Source organism: Janthinobacterium sp. SUN128, assembly GCF_030587275.1.
GTDB classification, from domain to species: Bacteria; Pseudomonadota; Gammaproteobacteria; order Burkholderiales; family Burkholderiaceae_D; genus Janthinobacterium; species Janthinobacterium lividum.
In genome coordinates this window covers 3,496,534-3,519,719 of record NZ_JAPWHY010000001.1, presented here as the reverse complement: position 1 = coordinate 3,519,719, position 23,186 = coordinate 3,496,534, and the positions used below count along the sequence as shown (strand labels likewise).

Annotated in this window: 18 protein-coding genes and 1 tRNA gene; 13 read left to right on the top strand and 6 right to left on the bottom strand. The window is 63.6% G+C overall.

Annotated features, from left to right (window positions below; translation table 11 throughout):
* Positions 1–32 precede the first annotated feature (32 nt).
* The 3 genes from aceF to O3297_RS15920 all read left to right on the top strand — a co-directional run bounded on the left by aceF (position 33) and on the right by O3297_RS15920 (position 4,926).
* Entirely contained in the window at positions 33–1,706 is a 1,674-nt protein-coding gene (aceF, locus tag O3297_RS15930; protein WP_305049127.1) for a dihydrolipoyllysine-residue acetyltransferase, read from the top strand.
* 10 nt (positions 1,707–1,716) lie between these two features.
* Entirely contained in the window at positions 1,717–3,501 is a 1,785-nt protein-coding gene (gene lpdA, locus O3297_RS15925; RefSeq protein WP_305049126.1) for a dihydrolipoyl dehydrogenase, read from the top strand.
* 255 nt (positions 3,502–3,756) lie between these two features.
* Entirely contained in the window at positions 3,757–4,926 is a 1,170-nt protein-coding gene (locus O3297_RS15920) for a hypothetical protein (RefSeq protein ID WP_305049125.1), read from the top strand.
* 23 nt (positions 4,927–4,949) lie between these two features.
* Here O3297_RS15920 and O3297_RS15915 read toward each other — a convergent pair whose 3' ends face one another.
* Complete coding sequence (locus O3297_RS15915) at positions 4,950–5,666, bottom strand: TetR/AcrR family transcriptional regulator (protein ID WP_034786564.1); 717 nt, start codon at positions 5,664–5,666, stop codon at positions 4,950–4,952.
* Between the two features lie 144 nt (positions 5,667–5,810).
* On the opposite strand from O3297_RS15915, the gene O3297_RS15910 reads away from it, so the two are divergent.
* Genes O3297_RS15910 through O3297_RS15900 form a run of 3 tightly spaced genes read left to right on the top strand, consistent with a single transcriptional unit; the run spans position 5,811 to position 10,134 of the window.
* A complete protein-coding gene (locus O3297_RS15910) occupies positions 5,811–7,010 on the top strand; it encodes an HlyD family secretion protein (protein WP_305049124.1) in 1,200 nt (399 codons plus the stop codon).
* Positions 7,011–7,016: 6 nt separating this feature from the next.
* On the top strand, positions 7,017–8,615 hold the full coding sequence (locus O3297_RS15905) for a DHA2 family efflux MFS transporter permease subunit (RefSeq protein WP_305049123.1): 1,599 nt from the start codon (positions 7,017–7,019) through the stop codon (positions 8,613–8,615).
* Positions 8,616–8,655: 40 nt separating this feature from the next.
* Positions 8,656–10,134, top strand: coding sequence for an efflux transporter outer membrane subunit (locus tag O3297_RS15900; protein ID WP_230520729.1), 1,479 nt, complete (start codon positions 8,656–8,658; stop codon positions 10,132–10,134).
* Positions 10,135–10,143: 9 nt separating this feature from the next.
* Here O3297_RS15900 and O3297_RS15895 read toward each other — a convergent pair whose 3' ends face one another.
* Positions 10,144–11,061, bottom strand: a complete 918-nt coding sequence (locus O3297_RS15895) for a LysR family transcriptional regulator (protein ID WP_305049122.1) — start codon at positions 11,059–11,061, stop codon at positions 10,144–10,146.
* A 111-nt stretch (positions 11,062–11,172) separates the two neighbouring features.
* On the opposite strand from O3297_RS15895, the gene O3297_RS15890 reads away from it, so the two are divergent.
* The 5 genes from O3297_RS15890 to O3297_RS15870 all read left to right on the top strand — a co-directional run bounded on the left by O3297_RS15890 (position 11,173) and on the right by O3297_RS15870 (position 16,745).
* Entirely contained in the window at positions 11,173–11,772 is a 600-nt protein-coding gene (locus tag O3297_RS15890; RefSeq protein WP_305049121.1) for a short chain dehydrogenase, read from the top strand.
* Between the two features lie 111 nt (positions 11,773–11,883).
* A complete protein-coding gene (locus O3297_RS15885) occupies positions 11,884–13,617 on the top strand; it encodes a hypothetical protein (RefSeq protein ID WP_305049120.1) in 1,734 nt (577 codons plus the stop codon).
* A gap of 150 nt (positions 13,618–13,767) precedes the next feature.
* On the top strand, positions 13,768–14,460 hold the full coding sequence (locus tag O3297_RS15880) for a hypothetical protein (protein WP_305049119.1): 693 nt from the start codon (positions 13,768–13,770) through the stop codon (positions 14,458–14,460).
* A gap of 104 nt (positions 14,461–14,564) precedes the next feature.
* Positions 14,565–15,296: a BON domain-containing protein gene (locus tag O3297_RS15875; RefSeq protein WP_305049118.1), complete on the top strand. Its 732-nt coding sequence runs from the start codon at positions 14,565–14,567 to the stop codon at positions 15,294–15,296.
* Positions 15,297–15,452: 156 nt separating this feature from the next.
* Positions 15,453–16,745 carry an MFS transporter gene (locus O3297_RS15870; protein WP_034786573.1) on the top strand — a complete coding sequence of 431 codons (1,293 nt, stop codon included), beginning with the start codon at positions 15,453–15,455 and terminating at the stop codon, positions 16,743–16,745.
* Positions 16,746–16,902: 157 nt separating this feature from the next.
* Here O3297_RS15870 and O3297_RS15865 read toward each other — a convergent pair whose 3' ends face one another.
* Positions 16,903–19,059, bottom strand: a complete 2,157-nt coding sequence (locus O3297_RS15865) for a S9 family peptidase (protein WP_305049117.1) — start codon at positions 19,057–19,059, stop codon at positions 16,903–16,905.
* Positions 19,060–19,232: 173 nt separating this feature from the next.
* On the opposite strand from O3297_RS15865, the gene O3297_RS15860 reads away from it, so the two are divergent.
* Together O3297_RS15860 and O3297_RS15855 are read left to right on the top strand one after the other, a co-directional pair.
* Positions 19,233–20,279, top strand: a complete 1,047-nt coding sequence (locus tag O3297_RS15860) for a lysozyme inhibitor LprI family protein (protein WP_305049116.1) — start codon at positions 19,233–19,235, stop codon at positions 20,277–20,279.
* Positions 20,280–20,282: 3 nt separating this feature from the next.
* On the top strand, positions 20,283–20,786 hold the full coding sequence (locus tag O3297_RS15855) for a hypothetical protein (RefSeq protein ID WP_305049115.1): 504 nt from the start codon (positions 20,283–20,285) through the stop codon (positions 20,784–20,786).
* On the opposite strand, the gene O3297_RS15850 is transcribed toward O3297_RS15855, so the two are convergent.
* The 3 genes from O3297_RS15850 to O3297_RS15840 form a co-directional block, all read right to left on the bottom strand.
* A complete protein-coding gene (locus O3297_RS15850; RefSeq protein ID WP_305049114.1) occupies positions 20,787–21,185 on the bottom strand; it encodes a hypothetical protein in 399 nt (132 codons plus the stop codon).
* A gap of 102 nt (positions 21,186–21,287) precedes the next feature.
* Positions 21,288–21,363 (bottom strand) — tRNA-Lys (locus tag O3297_RS15845).
* Positions 21,364–21,431: 68 nt separating this feature from the next.
* Entirely contained in the window at positions 21,432–23,186 is a 1,755-nt protein-coding gene (locus O3297_RS15840; RefSeq protein WP_305049113.1) for a GspE/PulE family protein, read from the bottom strand.

The following is a 23,186-nucleotide window of genomic DNA, read 5'->3' as shown; positions in this document are numbered from 1 at the left end:
TCTGACAAATAAATAAAATAACGGAGCAAGCTATGAGCATTGTGGAAGTCAAAGTCCCGGATATCGGCGATTTCAAGGAAGTCGAGATCATTGAACTGATGGTCAAGCCAGGCGACACGGTCAAGGTTGACCAGTCCCTGATCACGGTCGAATCGGACAAGGCCAGCATGGAAATTCCATCGAGCCACGCCGGTGTCGTCAAGGAATTGAAAGTCAACGTGGGCGACAAGATCGCCGAAGGTTCGCTGGTCCTGCTGCTGGAAGTGGCGGATGATGCGTCCGCTACGGCCGCGCCTGCCGCTGCACCGGCACCCGCCGCTGCAGCACCTGCACCTGCCGCTGAAGCCGCCCCCGCCGCCGCTGCACCTGCCGCTCCTGCCGGCGCGCCTGCGCTGGTGGAAGTGACCGTGCCCGATATCGGCGACTTCAAGGAAGTCGAAGTCATCGAACTGATGGTCAAGGTCGGCGACAGCATCAAGGTCGACCAGTCGCTGCTGACGGTCGAATCGGACAAGGCCAGCATGGAAATTCCATCGAGCCATGCCGGTATCGTCAAGGAATTGAAAGTCAAGGTCGGCGACAAGGTTGCCAAGGGTTCGCTGGTACTGGTCGTGGAAACGACGGGCGGCGCTGCTCCTGCCGCTGCTGCACCGGCACCTGCCGCGCAAGCTGCCGCCGCACCAGCGGCCGCCGTCGCTTCGGCGCCGGTGCCTGCCGCCGCACCTGCTGCCGCACCAGCTCCCGCCGCCGCGCCTGCCGCAAATGGCAAGCTGGCGCACGCGTCGCCATCGATCCGCAAGTTCGCGCGCGAACTGGGCGTGGACCTGGCCCGCGTGGGCGGTTCCGGTCCGAAAGGCCGCATCACCCAGGAAGACGTGCAGAACTTCGTCAAGGGCGTGATGTCGGGCGCCGTCGCCGCGCCAAATGCGCCGGCCGCTGCCAAAGCCGGTTCGGGCGTGGGTCTGGACCTGCTGCCATGGCCGTCGCTGGACTTCAGCAAATTCGGCACGACCGAATTGCTGCCGCTGTCGCGCATCAAGAAAATCTCGGGTCCGAACCTGCACCGCAACTGGGTCATGATCCCGCACGTCACGCAGTTCGACGAAGCGGACGTGACGGACCTGGAAGCGTTCCGCGTCGACACCAACGCGGCCAATGCGAAGAACAAGGATGCAGCCAAGCTGACCATGCTGGCCTTCGTCATCAAGGCGTCCGTCGCCGCGCTGAAGAAATTCCCCGCGTTTAACGCTTCGCTCGACGCCAAGGGCGAAAACCTGATCCTCAAGCAGTACTACAACATCGGCTTCGCGGCCGACACGCCGAATGGCCTGGTGGTACCGGTGATCAAGGGCGCGGACCAGAAGTCGGTTTCGCAGATCGCCCGCGAAATGACGGAACTGTCGCTGCAGGCGCGCGAAGGCAAACTGAAACCGGCCGACATGCAGGGCGCCAGCTTTACGATTTCGTCCCTGGGCGGCATCGGCGGCACGCACTTCACGCCTATCGTCAATGCGCCGGAAGTGGCGATCCTGGGCCTGTCGAAAGCCTCGATCAAGCCGGTATGGGATGGCAAGGCCTTCCAGCCACGCCTGATGATGGGCACCTCGCTGTCCTACGACCACCGCGTGGTCGATGGCGCGATGGGCGCGCGATTCTCCGTGTACCTCGGCGAAGTCCTGGCCGACATGCGCAAAATTCTGCTGTAAGGAGCGATTGATGAGCACAGTAGAGGTAAAAGTACCGAATATCGGCGACTTCAAGGAAGTCGAAGTCATCGAACTGATGGTCAAGGTCGGCGACACCATCAAGGTGGACCAGTCCCTGATCACGGTCGAATCGGACAAGGCCAGCATGGAGATTCCATCGACCCACGCGGGCGTCGTCAAGGAAGTCAAGGTCAAGGTCGGCGACAAGATCGCCGAAGGCAGCGCGCTGCTGGTGGTGGAAGCAGCTGAAGGTGCGGCTGCTGCCGCTCCTGCGGCGGCTCCTGCACCTGCGGCAGCAGCTCCGGCGACTGCCCCTGCGGCAGCACCGGCAGCCGTTGCCGCCATCCCGGCCGGCAATTACAGCGGCCAGGTCGACATCGATGTCGACATGATGGTATTGGGCGGCGGTCCCGGCGGCTACTCGGCGGCGTTCCGTGCGGCCGACCTGGGCATGAGCACCGTCATCGTCGAGCGCTACGCCACCCTGGGCGGCGTGTGCCTGAACGTGGGCTGCATCCCGTCGAAGGCGCTGCTGCACGTCGCTTCCGTCATCGATGAAACGGCGCACATGTCCAACACGGGCGTGACGTTTGCCAAGCCGACCATCGATATCGACCAGGTCCGCGCTTACAAGGAAGGCGTGATCAAGAACATGACGGGCGGCCTGGCCGGCATGGCCAAGGCGCGCAAGACGCAAGTCGTCACTGGCGTGGGCCAGTTCCTCTCCGCGAACCATATCGAAGTGACGGCAGGCGACGGTTCGAAAAAAGTCGTGCAGTTCAAGCAAGCCATCATCGCGGCCGGTTCGTCCGTGGTGAAGCTGCCATTCGTGCCGGAAGACCCGCGCATCGTCGATTCGACGGGCGCGCTGGAATTGCGCCAGATCCCGAAACGCATGCTGGTCATCGGCGGCGGCATCATCGGCCTGGAAATGGCGACGGTGTATTCCACCTTCGGCGCGCGCATCGACGTGGTTGAAATGATGGATGGCCTGATGCAGGGCGCGGACCGCGACGCCGTCAAGGTGTGGCAGAAGTTCAATGAGAAGCGCTTCGACAACATCATGACCAAGACCAAGACGGTGGCCGTCGAGGCGCTGCCGGAAGGCATCAAGGTCACGTTCGAAGCAGCCGAAGCGGGTGCCACGGCACCGGCGCCGCAAGTCTACGACCTGGTGCTCGTCGCCGTGGGCCGCAGCCCGAACGGCAACAAGATTGCCGCCGACAAGGCCGGCGTGCAGGTGACGGACCGCGGCTTCATCAACGTCGACAGCCAGATGCGCACCAACGTGCCGAACATCTTCGCCATCGGCGACCTGGTGGGCCAGCCGATGCTGGCGCACAAGGCCGTGCATGAAGGCCACGTGGCAGCGGAAGCCGCTGCCGGCCAGAAGTCGCACTTCGACGTCAAGGTGATCCCGTCGGTCGCCTACACGGATCCGGAAGTGGCATGGGCCGGCATCACGGAAGACGAAGCGAAAGCCAAGGGCATCAAGGTCGAGAAGGGCCACTTCCCTTGGGCCGCTTCCGGCCGCGCCGTGGCCAATGGCCGTGCCGAAGGCTTCACCAAGCTGCTGTTCGACGCGGAAACGCACCGCATCATCGGCGGCACCATCGTCGGCACGCATGCGGGCGACATGATCGGTGAAATCGCGCTGGCCATCGAAATGGGCTGCGACGGCACCGACATCGGCAAGACCATCCACCCGCATCCAACCCTGGGCGAGTCGATCGGAATGGCTGCGGAAGTGTACGAAGGCGTATGCACGGACTTGCCGCCGCCGCGCAAGCGCTGATAAAGAGTTAACTTTCAGTATAAAAAACCGGGACATGTTCCCGGTTTTTTTATTTCCCTTGATCTGCAGCATAGTAAAACGTGGCCCAGCGGTGTCTTGTGAAAATTGGTGAGTATTGCCGTGTGGAAAAAGTGGCAGAATGGAGGTCTGTAACCATGTTTTGCTTTTGCTTCAACGGAAGCGTGTGATTTTTCCAGGAATGTTGCCAGCGTGGGATACGGTCAAATTCCGCTGTACTGAGAGAGTTTTGCAACGATGAAAAAATTTACCGCCCTTCATATTGCCGATGTCCGTTTGCGCCGGGCCGATGAGCAAGAGCAAGCCGTGATGCTGCATGCCTTGTACCAGGATGTGGCTGCTATCCTGGCGGCAGGCAAGAAGATCGATGCGATTTTCTTCACGGGCCAGCTGGTGGCGCTGGACGCCTGTGCCGATACGACGCCCGTGTATGTCTACGAATACTTCCTGCGCCCCTTGCTGCAGGCGGCCAGCTTGCCCGGCGCGCGTTTCTACCTGGTGCCGGGCAGCCGCGTGCAGGGTGTCACGGCTGCGGCGCTGGGCAATGCCGGCTTCAGCTTTTTCTCCGCCGACGAGCACGCCAGCGCCGAGCAGCGCGCATACTACAAGAATATCCACGCCGTGTTCCATGGCCACCAGCATACGGGTGATGCCAGTTCGCTGATGAAGTCGCTGGGCATCCTGTTCAAGAGCAATCCCGGCAGTCTGTACAGTGCGCAGGGCCAGATGGCGGCGTTTGCCGTGCTCGAGTTTGGCACGGGCGCGGCCGATGGCGGCGCGGCTGGCACGCAGTGGACGGTGTCCCTGCGCGAGTTCGATGACGTGAGCAAGAACTTCGCCCTGTCGGTGCTGTACACGCCGAATGGCCAGGAAACGGGGCAGATGGATGCCGAGTATGTGTTTGCCACCTTGCTGCCGCAACTGGCAGGCGAGCGCGCTTATCTCGATGGCTTGCTGGGCAAGGCAGGCGTGCAGCAGCGCGTGGACGCCTGCGTGGCTGCCGATGCGCGCGAATTCCTGATTGAGCTGGCGTTCGTGATGTTCGAAGCCAAGACCGTCTTCCTCAGCGAGGCGGAGCTGGAGCGTTTTGCCAGCGACTATTGTGGCGTAAAGGGCTGGAGCATGGCGGCCGGGGATTGGCTGGCGCCGCTGTATGCGCATGGCTTGCTGTTGCGGGCCGATGGCCAGGTGGCGTTTTCCTTCGATTGCTTCCGCACGTATTTCCTGGCGCAGCGCTTTGAAACCTCGTTCGACCTGATGCGCTATGGCCCGGATCGCTACGATGGAAGTGAGTCTTCACTCAGTCTTGATGGCGCGTCGGCGGCCCAGCCTTTCCTGCGGGCGCTGGGCTTGAGCGATGCACGCGCCGAAGCGGCGCTGCCGGAAGATTGCAGCCGCCCTGGCTGAATTCCCCGGCCAGCCATTCCGCATCAGTCCGCCAGCGGCTGGCGCAGGGTGCCACGCAGGAACAGGTCGAGACTGACCGCTACCTTGGCGCGCAATTGCGCCACATCCGGTTGTGCCTGTGGCGGGAACAGCAGGCGCGACATCTGGTCGCCCAGCAGGCAATTGAGCAGGTGCAGCGACAGCATGGCCGCCGTCAGCTCCGCGCGAAACAGGGGCGCGATGTCGGGGCGGCTGAAAAACCTGGTCAGCATCTCGCGCGTCTGTCCTGGCCCCACCTTGTAAAACGTTTCCGCCAGTTCCGGGTGCGTGGCCGCTTCCGCCACCACCATGCGATTGAGGCGGATGGCCGCCGGCATGGTGACGAGTTGCACGAACAGCAGGCCGAACTCGCCCAGGATGGTGGGCAGGGGCCGCATATCCGTTTCCAGCGCCGGCATGGTCGAGAAGTAGGCGGCGCGGCGCAGTTCCACCACGGCATTGAACAAGCCGGACTTGCCGCCAAACTTCACATAAATCGTGCGCACGGCCACATGGGCTTCGCGGGCGATCATTTCCAGGCTTACCTTTCCATACCCCTTTTCCAGAAACAGGCAGCCTGCCGTGTGCAGCAGGTTTTCCATGCGCGCTTCCATGTCGGCCGCGCGCGGCCGGCCGGCTGGCTTGCCGCAGCAGGAAAGCTCCTGGGCGTCGTCGGATTCTTTATCGGTAGGCAAGGTGTCGCTGAGGCCGGGATCGGACATGGTCTGGGTCTCTTTATAAGGTGGAAGGTAAGTGATGGCTCACACTGTAGTGCAAATTAAAATGAAATGCAATCGTTTCATTTCTTGACTTTGGCTTTTCTTTGCCCAATAATGAACATACATCATTTCATTTCCGGAGCAAGTATGTCCAACCAGCCAGGCCAGGCAGAGCACAAGGTGCTGAGTGCCGTCCCACCCGCGGCCCCTGCCGCACCTTCCGCGCCCGCCGCTTCCGCCAGCTCCGCACCACCTAACAACCGCGTGAAAATCATCGCCGGCCTGATCGTCCTGGTCGCCCTGGGCGCTGGCGCCCGCATGTGGTACCGCAGCCACTATTTCGTGGAAACAGAAAACGCCTACGTGGCCGGCCACGTGCATCCCGTCTCGGCGCGCATTTCCGGCGTCGTCACCAAGGTCTTCATCGACGACAATCAAATGGTGAAAGAGGGCGACGTGATCGCCGAACTCGACCCGTTCGACCAGCGCGTGAAAACCGAGCAGATCGCCGCGCAGATCGCCAGCGCCGAGCAGCAAGTGCTGCAGGCCGATGCGCAGATCGCGCAAGTGCAGGCGCAAGCCAGCGGCGCCCAGGCGCAAGTGGCGCAAGCGGATGCGCAACTGCTGCGCGCAAAACAGGATGCGGACCGTTATGGCCAGCTGTACACAAGCCAGATGAAAGCCGTATCGAAAGCGGAACTCGACGCGGCCAATGCGGCCCGCTCGAGCGCCGTGGCCGACCTGGCCGCCCGCCGCGACAGCGCTTCGGCCGCCAAGGCGCAGATTGGCGCGGCGCAAGCTGCGCGCGACGTGGCCAAGGCACAAGTGGCCGTGCTGCGCGTGCAATTGAAGGACGCCGAACAGCAGCTGCAATACAACCGCATCCTGGCCCCCGTCGCCGGTCGCATCGGCAAGCGCAACGTGGAAACGGGCATGCGCGTGCAGCCGGGCCAGCAACTCACGGCCATCGTGCAGGACAACGTCTGGGTCACCGCCAACTTCAAGGAAACGCAGCTGGCCGACCTGCATCGAGGCCAGAGCGTGCACGTGACCATCGACGCCATGCCGGGCAAGAAACTGGTGGGTACCGTGGACAGCTTCGCGCCTGCCTCGGGCGCGCAATTCGCCCTGCTGCCGGCCGATAACGCCACCGGCAACTTCACCAAGATCGTCCAGCGCGTGCCCGTGAAAATCGTCTTCCAGCCGGAAGACATCAAGGCCATGAATGGCCGCCTGGTGCCGGGCATGTCGGTGATCGCCGAAGTGGAAGTGAATCAGCCTGAAACGCAGCCGGCTGCGCGCCACGCCGCCGCTCCCGCTCCCGCTGCCCAGACTGCCACCCGCTAAGCTTCCATGAGCAGCTCCTCCACCACGCTGGCGAAGCCGCCAGCGTTTCCCGTGATCGACGAGAAAGTCTCCGGGCGCACCTGGCTGGCGGTCGCCGCCGGCATGCTGGGCGCCTTCATGGCGGTGCTCGACATCCAGATCACCAACTCCTCGCTCAAGGATATCCTTGGCTCGCTGTCGGCCACCCAGGAAGAGGGCTCGTGGATTTCCACGGCCTACCTGGTGGCGGAAATCATCGTCATTCCCCTCACCGCGCTGCTGGCGCGCGTGTTCGGACTGCGTACCTACATGATCGGCACCACCGCTTTCTTCCTGCTGTTCTCCACCCTGTGCGGGGCGGCCTGGAACCTGGAAAGCATGATCGTCTTCCGCATGCTGCAGGGGTTCACCGGCGGCGCCCTGATTCCGATGGCGTTTACCCTGGTGATGCTCAAGCTGCCGCCATCGAAGCGCGCCGTCGGCATGGCCATCTTTGGCTTGACGGCGACCCTGGCGCCGGCCATGGGACCGACCCTGGGCGGATACCTCTCCGAACTGTATGGCTGGCCATCGATCTTCTACATCAACTGGGTGCCCGGCGTCCTGCTGATCGTCGGCATGATCTATGGCCTGGACAAGGAGCCGCTGCAACTGAAGCTGTTCTGGAAGGCCGACTGGCTGGGCATCTTCTTCATGGCCCTGGGCCTCGGTTGCCTGACCATCTTCCTGGAAGAGGGCAATTCGAAGGACTGGTTCGACTCGGGTTTCATCATCGCCTTTGCCGCGCTGGCCCTGACGGGCATCCTGGGCTGGGTCGTCACCAGCGCCACGCGCGCCGAACCGTTCGTCAACCTGGCGCTGTATGGCCAGCGCAATTTCCTGGTCGCCACCGTGCTGTCGGCCGTGACGGGCATGGGCCTGTATGGCTCGGCCTTTTTGCTGCCGCTGTTCCTGGGCCAGATCGCCGGCTACTCGCCGATGCAGATCGGTGAAGTCATCATGTGGGTGGGCTTGCCGCAGCTGTTCATCATGCCCTTCGTCGCCAAGCTGTCGTCGACGGTGGATAACCGTATCCTGTGTTCGATCGGCCTGCTGCTGTTTGGCGGCTCGTGCATGATGAATGCCTACATGGACGCTTCCACCGGCTACGACCAGCTGCTGTGGTCGCAGGTGGTGCGCGCGCTGGGCCAGCCCTTCGTCATGCTGACCCTGTCGAACTTCGCCATGAAGGGCATCGCGCCGAAGGACATGGCATCCGCTTCGAGCCTGTTCAACATGACGCGCAACCTCGGCGGCTCGATCGGCATCGCCCTGCTGGCCACGGCCCTGAGCACCCGCGAGCACTTCCATTCGCAGCGCCTGGGTGAAGCGATCAATGCCTATTCCAGCGCCACGCAGCTGCGCATCGACCAGCTGACGTCCTCGTTCATGGCCAAGGGCTATGACGCCGTCACGGCCGGCAACCAGGCCTTGCAGGCGATCGATGGCATCGTGCGCCGCGAAGCGTATGTGATGGCCTATAACGACGGCTTCTTCCTGATCGGCGCCATCCTGCTGGCCTGCATCGTGCCCCTGTGGCTGGCCGACAAACTCAAAGCCCCCGGTGGCGGTGGCGGCGGTCATTGACCGCGCACGCAAACACCTCAAGAACAAGAAGGTACACATCATGAACACAGTTATGACCAAAATCGCCGCAGCCGCCTCGCTGGCCGTGCTGCTTGCCGCCTGCGGCACCGTGGGCCAGGATTTCAAGGCGCCCGCCAATCTGGCCGGCATCGACACGGCCACGTTCCGCCATGGCGCGGGTAGCGCGGACGCCGCGCAATTGCCGGCCGAATGGTGGAACGTGTTCGGCGACGACACCCTGAACCGGCTGGAACAAGCCGCGCTGCGCGACAACCCGAGCGTGAAAGCGGCTGGCGAGCGATTGCTGCAGGCACTGGCGCAAAGCGGCACGGCGCGTGCGAACCAGGGGCCCAGCGTGAACGTCAGCACGGGCATCTCGAACTCGCGCACCTCGGCCAACACCTCGCAGGGCCTGGCCCTGGGCAACCGCTCCATCAGCGGCAACAATTTTTCCGTGGGTGGCACGCTGTCGTACGAGGTCGACTTGCTGGGGCGTGTCAAGCGCATGGTCGAAGCGGCCGATTCGCAGGCGCTGGCGGCGCAGGCCGACCGCGACGGCGTGCTGCTGATGCTGTCGGCGCAAGTGGCCAGCAACTACTGGCAGCTGCGCGGCCTCGATGCGGAAATGGCGATCCTGAATGGTGCGCTCGATACGCGCCGCGAATCGGCGCAGCTGGTCGAGGCGCGCTTCAACGCGGGCCTGACGAATGAGCTGGACCTGGCGCGCGCGAAAGTCGAACTGTCGAACGCGCAGGCCGACCTGCATGAAGTCAAGCGCCAGCGCAACCAGCTGGAAAACAGCCTGGCCACCCTGACGGGCAAGCCGCCGTCGGCGCTGCAATTGCCGGTCGCCGCCGATCCATCCATCTTGCCGCTGCCGCCAGGTATCCCTGTCGGCCTGCCTGCCAGCCTGCTGGCGCACCGTCCTGACCTAGTTTCCAGCGTGGCGGGCCTGCGCGCGGCGAATGCGCAAGTAGGCGTGGCCGAAGGCGCGTTTTATCCGACGCTGCAATTGACGGGCAATTTCGGCTACGCCTCTGAAAAGCTGCGCGACCTGGCGCAGGGCGGTTCGCGCCAGTTCAGCTTTGGTCCGCTGGCCCTGTCCCTGCCGATCTTCGACGGTGGCCGCAACCAGGCCAACCTGGATTTGAGCAAGGCGCGCTATGCGGAAGCCGTGGCGAACCATGAAACCAAGCTGCTGACGGCCTTGCGCGAAGTGGAAGATGCGCTGTCCGACGTGGAGCAGCGCCAGTTGCAGGGCGACGCCCAGGCCCTGTCGCAGGCAGCGGCGGCGCGCGCCTACCTGGTGGCGCGCACGCGCTACGAGCGCGGCATCTCGACCTACCTGGACGTGACGGACGCGCAGCGCAGTTCGCTGGCCGCGGACCGCGCCGCCGCGCAGATCAAGACCCAGCGCCTGCTGGCGACCGTCGCCGTGGCGAGGTCTTTAGGTGCCGGCTGGCAGCCGGACGGCGAACTGGCCAAGCTGGCGTCGGCGCCCGCCGCAAAGGTGAACTAAGCTTCCCGGTTACGTGAGCGTGGCCGGTGGCGGTGTCGCCGCCGGCCCGTAGCGTTCCAGCAGAAAATCGATGAAGGTCGTCAGTTTCGGCGTGGGCTGGCGGTCGCGCGCATACACGAGGTGCATGGGGCGCGGCGCCGGCACGTAGTCGGCCAGCAGCGGCACCAGCCTGCCGGCGGCGATATCGCCGGCCATCAGGATCTCCGCCTGCATGACGATGCCGAAGCCGTGCAGGGCCGCTACGCGCAGCGCCTGCCCATTATTCGAGCGGAAGCGGCTCTCGCGCACGGGGCTGCCATCGTCGTCGCCGCTCCTGGCCAGGCGCCAGCGCACATGGCGCGTCCATTGCATGAAGTCCAGGCATTCGTGGCGCGCCAGGTCGGCCGGCGTGCGCGGCGTGCCGTGTCTGGCCAGGTAGGCGGGCGCGGCGCAGATCACCATCGCATACGGCCGCAGCGCGCGCGCCACCATGGCGGAATCTTCCAGCTTGCCGATGCGGATGGCCGCATCGAATCCTTCTTCCACCAGGTCCACCGTCCTGTCGTTCAGGTTCAATTCCAGGCTCACTTCCGGATACGCATCGAGGTAGTCGGCCAGCAGCGGCGCGATGCACTCGCTGCCGAACGACACGGGCGCCGTGATCTTCAGCTTGCCGCGCGGTGCCGTGCGCATGGCTTCCGCGCCCCGTTCGGCCGCATGGATGCTGGCCAAAATCTGGCGGCACTGCTCCACATACTGCTGGCCGATTTCCGTCAGGCTTTGCCGCCGCGTGGTGCGCGCCAGCAGCCGCGCGCCCAGCCGCTCTTCCAGGTATTTGATGTGCTTGCCCACCATCACGGGCGAGATCCGGAACGCCTCGGCGGCAGCCGTGAAACTGCCCGCATCGACGACGGCGACAAAAATCTCCATGCTGCGCAATTTATCCATGGCGCCTTGATTGCAAACTATAGATTAGTAATCTTGTAAATTCTAGCGTATTTATTCCTTTTTGTAAGCGGCGCATACTGGCTCCATCGTTCAACCAGACTAGGAAGCATCATGAAAATCGTTATCATCGGCGCCAGCGGCACCATCGGCACGGCCGTCGCCGCCCAACTGGCGCAACGCCATGAAATCATCGAAGTGGGCAGCCGCAGCGGCACGCACCAGGCCGACATGGGCGACATCGCACAGGTACGCGCCCTGTTCAAGCGCATCGGCAAGGTCGATGCCGTCGTCGTCACGGCCGGCAAGCTGCATTTCGGCCCCCTGGCCGAATTCACGCCCGAGCAGTTCCAGCTGGGCCTGGACAGCAAGCTGATGGGGCAGGTCAACGTGGCGCTGGTGGCGCAGGAATACCTGAACGACGGCGGCTCGATCACCCTCACGAGCGGTATCGTGGCCGACCAGCCGATCCGCTTCGGCACGGCCGCCACCATGACCAACGCGGCCGTGGAAGGTTTCGTGCGGGGCGCCGCCATCGAGTTGCCGCGCGGCGTGCGCATCAATGTCGTCAGCCCCACGGTGCTGGAGGAGTCGCTGGAGTCGTATGGCCCCTTCTTCTATGGCTTCGAACCGGTCGCCGCCAGCCGCGTGGCGCTCGCTTACAGCCGCAGCGTGGAAGGGGCGCAGACGGGGCAGGTGTACAAGGTCTGGTAAGCCGCTTGCCATGCCATGGGGCAGGTGGGACAATCGCAGGCTGAACAAGGAAGCGGCCGCGCCGTGATGGTGCGGGGCGCTTGCTTGCTGTGAACCACACACCGAGGCCCCATGAAAAACATCCTGATTCCCCTGCTGATGGCCGCCGCCGTCGGCAGCGCCTGCGCCGCAACGCAAGCGGCCGCACCCGCAACCCCGGCCACCGCCGCGCAACTGACCGCCATGAGTGCCCGCTATGCGCCCGTCGCGCTGACGGCCGATGTCACGCACCTGTCCGCGGGCGACCGCCAGGCCATCGCCAAGCTGGTTGAAGCGGCCAAGCTGGTCGACGTGCTGCAGCTGCGCCAGCGCTGGTCCGGCAATGAATCGCTGTGGGCAGCCCTGAAGAAGGACAAGTCGGCCCTGGGCCAGGCCCGTTTGAACTATTTCTGGATCAACAAGGGGCCATGGTCGGTGCTCGACGCCCATGCCTCGTTCATGCCCGCCAGCTATGCGGGCATCGCGATTCCCGCGCACAAGCCGGAAGCGGGCAACTTCTATCCGCAGGGCGCCACCAAGGCCAGCCTGGAAACGTGGATGAACGGCTTGCCGGCGGACGACAAGCAGCAGGCGCAATGGTTCTTCACGACGATTCGCGCGGGCAAGGATGGCACCTATAAGACCGTCAAGTATTCGGATGAATACAAGGTGGAACTGAAGCAATTGGCCAAGCTGCTCGACGAGGCGGCCGCCGCCACGGACAACGCATCGCTGAAGAAATTCCTGACCTTGCGCGCCAAGGCTTTCCTCGACAACGACTATCTGCCGTCCGACTTCGCCTGGATGGACCTCGATTCGCCCGTCGACATCACCATCGGCCCCTACGAAACGTACAACGACGAATTGTTCGGCTACAAGGCCGCGTTCGAAGCTTACGTGAACATCCGCGACCAGGCGGAGACGCAAAAGCTGAACTTCTTCGCCAGGCACATGCAGGAACTGGAAGACAACCTGCCGCTCGACGCCCGGTACCGCAACCCGAAAGTGGGCGCGCTGGCGCCGATGGTGGTGGTCAACCAGGTGTACGGCGCCGGCGACGGCAACATGGCCGTGCAGACGGCCGCCTACAACTTGCCGAACGACGAGCGCATCATCAGCGCGCGCGGCTCCAAGCGCGTGATGTTGAAGAATGTGCAGGAAGCCAAGTTCAAGGCCACCCTGACGCCGATCTCGAAACTGGTGCTCACGCCCGAGGCGCAGCAGGATGTGGATTTCAATTCCTTCTTCACGCACATCCTCGCGCATGAAATCATGCACGGCCTGGGTCCGCATGCGACCGTGGTCGACGGCAAGCCATCGACGCCGCGCCAGGACTTGAAGGAAGCCTACTCGACCATCGAAGAGGCCAAGGCCGACATCACGGGATTGTTCGCGCTGCGCTACATGATGGACAAGGGGCAACTGAACGACACCCTGGGCCAGGGCGAGGCGGCCGAGCGCAAGCTGTACAACACTTTCCTCGCTTCCGGTTTCCGCACCCTGCATTTCGGCTTGACGGATTCGCATGCGCGCGGCATGGCTATCCAGATGAATTACATCCTCGACAAGGGCGGCTTTGTATCGCTGGGCGACGGCAAGTTCGGCGTCGATTTTGGCAAGATCAAGCAGGCCGTGATCGACCTGGACCGTGAATTCTTGACCATCGAGGCGACGGGCGACTATGCGCGCGCGAAAGACCTGATGACCAAGTACGTGGTGATCCGCCCCGAAGTGCAGGTGGCGCTCGACAAGATGAAGGCCGTGCCTAACGATATCCGCCCGGAATTCGTCACGGCCCGCGCGCTGGACAAGGCGGCGAAGAAATAAGCTGACCTTGATTATTATCAGTGTGAAAAGCCGGTGCCTCTGCGCCGGTTTTTTTTCGTCTTTATTTGTGAAAAGTTGCCAGTTTTTCCTTGTGGAAATATTTTCACCGCTTACTCTGCAGCGGTATATCCTCTTTTTCCCGCCGATCCCATGCCAAATCCGCTCTTGCTGATGAGCTTGCTCATCCTTTTGTCTCCTGTGTCCGCCGTGGCTGCCGCCAAGCTCACCGACCTGGAAACCCGCTGGCTGCAGGCGGGCCAAGCCGTCATCGCGTTTGCGCGTGCGCAAGGCTTGCCCATCGATATCATCGTGCAGCCGCAGGATGCCCCCGGCGCCGTGCCGCTGGCGCTGGGCTACGCGGCAGGGCGCTGCAAGCTGGTGCTCTCCTTGCGCGGCAATGCGCAGGCGGACAGTGTCCTGCAAGGCGTGCCACCCATGCGCCACGGCCTGATGATGGAAGCGATGACGGCGCATGAGATCGGCCACTGCCAGCGCTATGCGCAGGGTGACTGGCATGCCTTGCCACGCGGCTTTGTCGAGCCGCGCAGCATGCAGCGGAGCAAGTTGACACTGCTGGCGCAGGAGCTGCGCGAGACGCGCCGCGAAGAGGGCTATGCGGATCTGGTAGCCCTGGCGTGGATGCATGGACGCCACCCCGGGCAGTATCAGGATGTGCTGGCCTGGATGCTCGGCGTGCGCGCGGCTGGCGATGGCGCAGGCGGTTCGCACGCCACGCAAGCCTGGCTGGCGCTGGCCGCTGGCGCTGGTGCATTTGATGAGTCCGTTTCACCATTTGAACAGGCGCAAGTATTGTGGCGGAAGGGCTTGAGCGGCGACAAATAAGCGATGATTTTTATGCGAATGGACTGTCAGCGTGTGCTGTCGCACGGAGCTTTGCGCGCGGCAGGGGTCTAATCTGGGCATCAATTAACCAGAGAGGAACCATCATGAACAAAATGATCGCACTCATGCTGGCCGCCAGTGCCAGCGCCCTGCTTGCCGCCACGCCCGCGTATGCGCAGGATGCCTCGTACAAGAGTTTGACGGACAAGGCATCGGCCGACTACAAGCAGGCCAAGGCCGCCTGCGACAGCCAGAGCGGCAACGCGAAAAAAGTCTGCGTGGAGGAAGCCAAGGTGGCGCGCGCCAAGGCCGATTCGGACGCCGTGGCGCAATACCGCAACACGCCGCGCGAACTGGGCAAGGCCCGCAAGGATGTCGCCAATGCCGAGTATGACCTGGCCAAGGCCAAGTGCGGCGACCGCACGGGGGCCGATAAAACCACGTGCATGACCGATGCCAAGGCGGCGAAAACGGCCGCGCTGGCCGATGCCAACACGGGCGCCAGGGCCGGCACCAACGTGGCGCAAAATCCGCCTGCCACGATGAAGGAAAACTGCGACGCCATGGATGCGGCGGCCAAGGCCGCCTGCGTGACGCGCAATGCGGCCGGCAGCACCAAGACGGCCGTGGCCGACTCTGTCATCACGACGAAAATCAAGGCTGACCTCGTCAAGGACAACGACTTGAAAGCACTCGATGTGCACGTGGAAACGGTCAACGGTGTCGTCATGCTCAGCGGCTTCGTGCCTTCGCAGGCGCAAGTGAAAAAAGCCGCCGACCTGGCCCGTGGCGTGGAAGGCGTGACGGATGTGAAGAATGGCTTGAAAGTGAAGTAAGCCGCATTCTGCCGATGCGTTAAAGCCGGGACTGGAGCCGCACGCAGCACTGTGGCTCCAGTTTTTTTGATTGTATAAATTACGATCATAATATAACATGGGGAAAATCCAGTCGGCTGATGCTGACCGGCATTCACTTTTTCTCATGAGGACGGCATGCTTTCCCTATCGTTTTCGCAATGGCTGGAGCGGCGCGGCGTGCACTTTGCCTGGGTCATCGTCGCCATTACTTTCCTCACCGCCTTGACGTCGTCGGCCGCGCTGGGTTTGCCGGGCGCGCTGATGCAGCCCTTGAGCCGCGAGTTCGGCTGGGATGCCGAGCAGATTTCCTCGGCCCTGGCCGTGCGCTTCGTGCTGTTCGGTTTGATGGGGCCGTTTGCCGCCATCCTGATGGAGCGTTTCGGCTTGCGCAATGTCATCTGCGTGGCCCTGGGCCTGATCGCAGCGGGCATGCTGCTGGCCACGCGCATGACGCAGTTCTGGCACCTGGTCGCCCTGTGGGGCATCCTGCTGGGGCTGGGCTCGGGCATGACGGCGCTGGTCTTGAGCGCCGTGGTGGCGAACCGCTGGTTCGAGACGCACCGTGGCCTGGTGGTGGGCGTGCTGACGGCCAGTTCGGCCACGGGCCAGCTGCTGTTCCTGCCCGTGGGCGCCTGGCTGATCGAGCACTACGGCTGGCGCACGGCCGTCATGCCCGTGTTCGCCGCCTGCGCCATCGTCGCCGTGCTGGCCTTCCTGTGCATGCGCAACCGCCCGCAGGACGTGGCCTTGCGTCCCTACGGCGCCGACCCGGCCACGCCCCTGGTGGCGGCGCCGGCGGCGACAATGACGTTTGCCACGCCGTTCATGATCCTGCGCAGTGTGGCGGCGAACCGCACCTTCTGGATATTGTTCGGCACGTTTTTCATCTGCGGCCTCAGCACGAATGGCTTGATCCAGACGCATTTCATTTCCCTGTGCGGCGACTCGGGCCTGTCAGCCGTGCCGGCCGCGTCCGTGCTGGCCATGATGGGCGCGTTCGACCTGTTCGGCACCATCCTGTCGGGCTGGCTGTCGGACCGCTATGACAACCGCAAGCTGCTGTTCTGGTATTACGGCTTGCGTGGCTTGTCGCTGTTCTGGCTGCCGTATTCGGAATTCACCTTGTACGGCCTGTCCCTGTTCGCCATGTTCTACGGCCTGGACTGGATCGCCACCGTGCCGCCCACCGTGAAGCTGGTGGGGGCCACGTTTGGCCGGGAGCGGGCGGGCATGGTCTTCGGCTGGATATTCGCCGGCCACCAGCTGGGCGCCGCCGTGGCCGCCTACGGCGCGGGCCGCATCCGCACTCTGATGCTGACCTACAATCCTGCCCTGTTCGCGGCCGGCGCCGCCTGCCTCGTCGCCGCGCTGCTGGTGCTGGCGATCCAGCGGCAGAAGGCGGCCGTGGCCTCTGCCCAGCCCGCATGAAAAAAGCCAGGCCCGCGTGTGCGGAGCCTGGCTTTTTCATTTTTTCAAGATTTCAAGAACGCCTCAGAACACGTTCAGGGCAAGGCGCATTGCCGAAGGCAGTACGAATAGTACGACTAGGCAATGCAACGCCGCCATGGACTGTTCTGTGGTGTTCTTATTTTAAGTATTTGGCCAGCCAGCCCTCGACTTCGCTATAGAAGAAGCGGCTGTTTTCGCCCTTCAAGATCCAGTGGTTTTCGTCCGGGAAGACCAGCAATTTCGCCGGCACGTTCAGGCGCTGTTGCACGGCAAAGTTCATCAAGGCATTGTTGGCCGGCACGCGGTAATCGAGCTCGCCCACGGTGATCAGGATGGGGGTCGTGAAACCCGTGCCTTTTTCGTGGTTGCCCGCTTGCATGACGGGGCTTTGCTCGCGCCACACGGGCAGGTTCGACCAGACGGGGCCGCCTGCATTGGTTTCACGGCCGAAACCGCCATCGCTGGTACCCCATTGCATGATCAGGTCCATTTCGCCCGCATGCGAGACGATGGCCTTGTAGCGCGTGGTGGTCGCTTGCAGCCAGTTGGCCAGGTGGCCGCCATAGCTGGCGCCGCCGGCAGCCAGTTTCGTGCTGTCGATAAATGGATATTTCTTGATGGCTTCATCGACGCCCTGGTTGACTTCATCGCCAGGGCCCTTCAGCGGATCGAACTGGATAGCCCGCGAGAATTCCTCGCCGTAGCCGGTGGAACCCTTGTAGTCGGTCAGCAGCACGACATAGCCGGGCTTGGCCAGCAAATGATAGTTCCAGCGCAGCACGAACTGGTCGCGCCACATGCTGGCCGCGCCGCCGTGGATGACGGTAAACAGCGGGTATTTCTTGTTCGGGTCAAAGTTGGCCGGCTTGACGAGCATATTGTGGATCTGGCGGCCGTCGGCCGTGGTGAACCAGAAGTGCTCGGGCGCCTGCCAGTCGATTTTACTTGCCTTGTCCGTGTTGAATGTCGTCAGGCGCTTCGGCTGCTTGCCGTTGAAGGCGTAGATTTCCGGCGGGTTGATGGCGGATTCCCACACGCCCACCAGGGCCTTGCCGCCGCTGCTCAGCGAGTTGATGGTACCCGTCGGCAAGGATGGTTCCTCGCGCACGTCGCCACCCCTGGCGTCGATCGAGTACAGCTTTTCCAGGCCAGCATGTTCATAGCTGAAGATGACGCGCTTGCCGCCTTCGGGCAGCACAAAGCGCGAAATGGAGCGGTCCAGCTTGGCCGTCAGGATGGTCGGCGCAGGGTTGCTCATCGGCCAGGCAAAGCTGGCCAGGCGTTTCACGTCATACACTTTGCCCGGCGTTTGCGCGTCGCTGAGCGCGAACAGCGTCTTGCCGTCGGCCGCGAATTTCAGGGAACCGTAGCTGTGTTTATCCTGCGTCAAACGCTGCGCTTCACCGCCCGCCACGGGCAGCAAGTACAGTTGCGAGACGACGGCTTCGCGCTGGGCCGCATCGCGGTTGGTGGCCGCGTTGAAGACGACGGCCTTGCCGTCCGGCGTCCAGACGGCATCCAGCGATTGTCCCTCGTCGCCCTGGCCGCCGCCAAAGCCCGGCAGGGTGACCAGTTGGGTGCCCGACAGGATGTCGCGCGGGGTTGCCGCGGCGTCGGCGTCGACGATGAACAACCGCACCTGCTTGTCGGTCAGCCACTTGTCGAAATAGCGGGGCGCCGTCGTTTCATACGAACGGGCGCTGTATTTGCGTTCCTTGCGCTCTTTCGCGCTTTGCTTGACGTCGGCTTCCGTCTTGTTGCCTGGATAGATGTCGCTGATGAACAGCAACTGCTTGCCATCCGGGCTCCATTTCGGCATGCGCGCGCCCATGGTGAGCGAGGTCAGGCGCTGCGCTTCGCCGCCAGCGACCACGTCGAGGCGATAGATCTGTCCCGCGTCATCGCCGTCGCGCTTGGCAACGAAGACCAGCTGGCGGCTGTCCGGCGACCAGGCCACGGCGCTTTCGCCGCCCTTGGACGAGGTCAGGCGGCGCGCAGGGCTGTCGTCAAGCAGCGACTTGATCCACAGATCCGACGATTGGTCTTGGCTGGAGTAGGCGCTGTCGACGACGGAAAACACGGCCCACTTGCCGTCCGGGCTGGCGACGGGCGCGCCCACCCGTTTCATCAGCCACACGTCTTCATGCGTGATGGCGTGCCTGGCATTGGTTTGCGTGGCGGCAACTGGGGTGGTGGCCTTGGTATCGGCGGCGTGGACGGTCGTTGCCAGCGAGGCGCAGGCCGCTGCGATCAGCAGGGAGCCGAGGGAACGGCGAAGACGGGGTGAGGTCATGGGCGTGGTCCGGTAGTGAAAAAAGTACAGCGGGCAACATTATTGCCCATCGTTTCCCGCACTGCCAAGGCTGTGTACCGTTACTTACCACGTGGGACGGCCACGTATCGGGCGGGCGCGCCATGGCCGATCAGTTAAACTTGTTCTTTTACTGATGCTACCTGTGGCCGGCCATGAAAATTAGTCTACCCTTATTGAAAACGATATTGCTGGGCGCGAGCTGCCTGCTGGCTGCCCCGGTTTTTGCCGCGGCGCCCGCACCGTACCCGAATACCAGCGCCATGGGCGTCGGTCACGCGGAAAGCACAGCCTGGTATGCGGGTTGCCTGAAGGTCAAGGATGCGGCGCCGCCGCCGGCCGACCTGCCGGCCCCTTCCGCCGTGGCATCGCTGCAGCAGTGCCAGGCAACAGACCTGTATTACGATACCAAGAGTATGTCCTCGCCCAAGCCGGCGGACTGGCGTCCTGCGCGCCATTGCGCCATGGCCACGCAGAACAGCGCTGTCCTGATGATGCTGTACCAGAATGGGCAGGGCGTGCAGAAAGACCCGTTGCTGGCGCTGAAGTACGCGTGCAGCATCGATGCGGCGCCGGCCGAGATGCAAGGGCGCATCGAACACTTGCAGAAGATCAATGCCAGCGGACGCGGCATGATCGATTTGTGCGACGACATCACCAGCGGCTACATGATGGGCGTGTGCAGCGCCATCGATGCGCGCCAGAAACAACGCGTGCGCACGCAGGCGACAGGCAAAGTCGGCGCAAGCATGCCTGCAGCGGCGCAAGCGTCGCTGCAAAAACTGCAGGCGGCGGCAAGCAAGTTTGCCGATGCGCGCGCGGCCAATGAAACGGACTTGAGCGGCACGGCACGCGCCGCCCTGAGCATCGCCGCCCGCACGGCCGAGCTTGATCTGCTGGCGCACGATCTGCGCGAGTACGAAGCGGGCAAGCTGCCGGCCAGCATGTCCAGGGAACAGGCGGCGGCGCTCGACAAGGAACTCAACGCCATCTACGGCAAGCTCATGAAGAAGCCGGCGCAAACCCATGCGGGCGCCGTGGGCAAGGATGGCATCCGCGCCACCCAGCGCCTGTGGCTGGCGTACCGCGACGCGTGGATGAACTTTGGCGCCGTGCGTTACCCGTCCGTGACGAGCGAGACCTGGGCCGGCCTGCTGACATCGCGGCGCAATGTGCAACTGCACGACTTGCTGGAGAATTGAAGCATGCGTGAAGCCTATTATCACGAAGATGATTTTTGCATGATCGAACTGCTGCCGCTGGATAATTTGCAGCACTGCCTGACGCAGATGGGCGAGCAGCAGGCATTTGCCGACGCGCACCGCAGCGGCGCCGGCTGGACGCAGTTGTACGTGCCCGAGGCGCCGCCGTCGCCGCTGCGCGCGCTGGGCCTCACGGCGGACCAGTTGCGCCTGGCGCTGGCCGATGCCTTGCCGCCCTACGACGCCGTCTACACGGGCTACAGCAGTTACCGGGTGGAATGCAAGAATGTGCTGGCCTTTGGCGGCGAGCACGCGGAAACCCTGTTTGCGGGCCTGGATGACGAGGGCATCGTGTGCGACCTGTGGTGCAGCGACGCCATGCCTGAACTCATGCTGCTGCCCTTGAAAGAGCAGTTGCTGCTGGCCGACTGGGGCGCAGGGTTTGCGTGTCCGCTGTCCGATGGGGAATTGTTTGCCCGGTATCTGCAGGAATACGAACTGGGCTGATTACTCGCAGGCGATGGCGTTTGGCTGCGCCACCTTCACCACCGACGCCAGGCGCGCCATGTCGTTGCCATCGCCTTGCTCCACATACGGTTGATAGGTGTCGATGACGATGCGCGCACGCGCTTGCCAGCCGCAATTGTCGGCCTGGCGCGCGGGCACGCGCAGCAGCCGGCGCGCCTCGCCATCGTTGGAAAAGCAGAACCACGCATCGTGCGTGGCGGCAGGGCGGGGCAAACGGCCCCACTGCGCCTTGTCGGGCGCGAAGCAGACGCGGTTGCCGATGATCTGCAGGCTCATCTCGTCCGTGCGCGCGCTGTACTGGCCGTCGAGCACGATGGGCGTTTGCGCTTGGGCGGACAGGCAAACGGTGGACAGGAGGAGGGTGGCGGCAAGTTTCATGCGTTTCTTTCAGGGCTGGCAAGACGAAGGGCCAGTATAACCGGGGGCCGGAAACGAAAAAAGCCAATCCCGAAGGATTGGCTTTTTAGTACTGCGCATTCGTGGTAGGCCGTGCGGGATTCGAACCTGCGACCAACGGATTAAAAGTCCGCTGCTCTACCAGCTGAGCTAACGACCCGAAAGAGGCCGCATTATATATCAGTTGAAAAAGAATGCAAAGCATTCCTGTGAGAAAGTGCTGGCCAGCTAATGCAGGGCTGCCGTGAGCTTCAGCACTTCGTCGATGCTGGTCGTGCCATCGATGATCTTGCGCGCGCCGGCGATGCGCAGCGGCGTCATGCCGTCGAGGATGCTCTGGCGGCGCAGGGCATGCAGGTCGGCGCCTGCCTTGACCAGCTGGCCGAACGTTTCCGTCACGCCCAGCAGTTCATAGATGCCGGCGCGCCCCAGATAGCCGCTGTGCCGGCACAGGGCGCAGCCGACGGGGCGGTATGCGGCGGCCGGCAGCTCCAGCTGGCCGCCTGTCAGGCGCTGCCACGCCGCAGCACCGGGAGCCGTGTCCAGCTGCTTGCAGCCCGGGCACAGGCAGCGCAACAGGCGCTGCGCCAGCACGCCGGCCAGGCACGCTTCCAGCAGATAGGCGGGCAAGCCCAGTTCCAGCAGGCGCATGACGGCCGAGGGCGCATCGTTGGTGTGCAGGGTCGAGAGTACCAGATGCCCCGTCAGCGCCGCCTGGATGGCCATCTCGGCCGTGGCCAGGTCGCGGATTTCGCCCACCATGATGATGTCGGGGTCTTGCCGCATCAGCGCCCGCACGCCATCGGCAAACGACAGTTCGATGCCGGCCTGGGTTTGCACCTGCATCTGGTTGAAGGCCGGTTCGACCATTTCGATGGGGTCTTCCACCGTGCACACATTGACTTCGCTGCCGGCCAGCGCCTTCAAGGTACTGTACAGGGTGCTGGTCTTGCCCGAGCCGGTGGGACCCGTCACCAGCACGATGCCGTGCGTGCGCGCCGTCAGCTGGCGCCAGCGTTCGGCGTCCGCCGGCGGAAAGCCCAGCTCGGCCAGGCTCTTGACGGCCACTTCCGGGTCGAAGATGCGCATGACGAGCTTTTCGCCGAAGGCCGTGGGCAAGGTCGACAGGCGCAGCTCGATTTCCTGGCCCTGCGCATTGCGCGTCTTGATGCGCCCATCCTGGGGCCGGCGTTTTTCCACCACGTCCATACGCCCCAGCAACTTGATGCGCGCCGTCATGGCCAGCAATACCACGGGCGGCAACTGGTAGGCCTGGTGCAGGCGGCCGTCGATGCGCAGGCGCACGAGGCCCGCGTCGCGCTTCGGTTCCAGATGGATGTCGGAAGCGCGCTGGGCAAACGCGTATTGCCACAGCCAGTCGACGATGCGCACCACGTGCTGGTCGTTGGCGTCGAGGCTGGTCTTGTTGCGCCCCAGTTCCACCAGTTGTTCGAAATTGTGGCGCAGCGCCAGGTCTTGCGTGGAGGCTTGCCGGGCCACCTTGACGGAACTGGCCAGGCTGAAAAATTGCGCGATGGCGTCGGCGATGTGCAGCGGGTTCGCGATGACCAGGCTCAGCTTGCGCGGCGCCAGGTTTCCCAGCTGTGCCTGCCAAGCGAGCGCATATGGCTGGGCCGTGGCGATGACGATGCGCTCAGGCGTGCTTTCCACGGGCAGGATGTTGAAGCGGGCCGCATAGCCGGCCGTCATGACGTCGGCCACCTGGCTGAAATCGATGTGCAGGGGATCGATGCGCACATACGGCAGGCTGGAGCGTTGCGCCAGCCAGGCGCACAGGGCATCGAGCGTGAGTGCGCCGTGGGCGATGCTGCACAGCGGATGCAGGGCGGGTGCCGGCAGCAGGGCGGCCTGGGCGTCGATGGCGGCCGCTTGTGCCGCATCGAGCAAGCCGTCTTCCTGCAGCCAGGCCAGCAGCTGCGGCAGTTGCAGCGGCGTATCGGGAGAAGGAGGGGATGCGGGCAT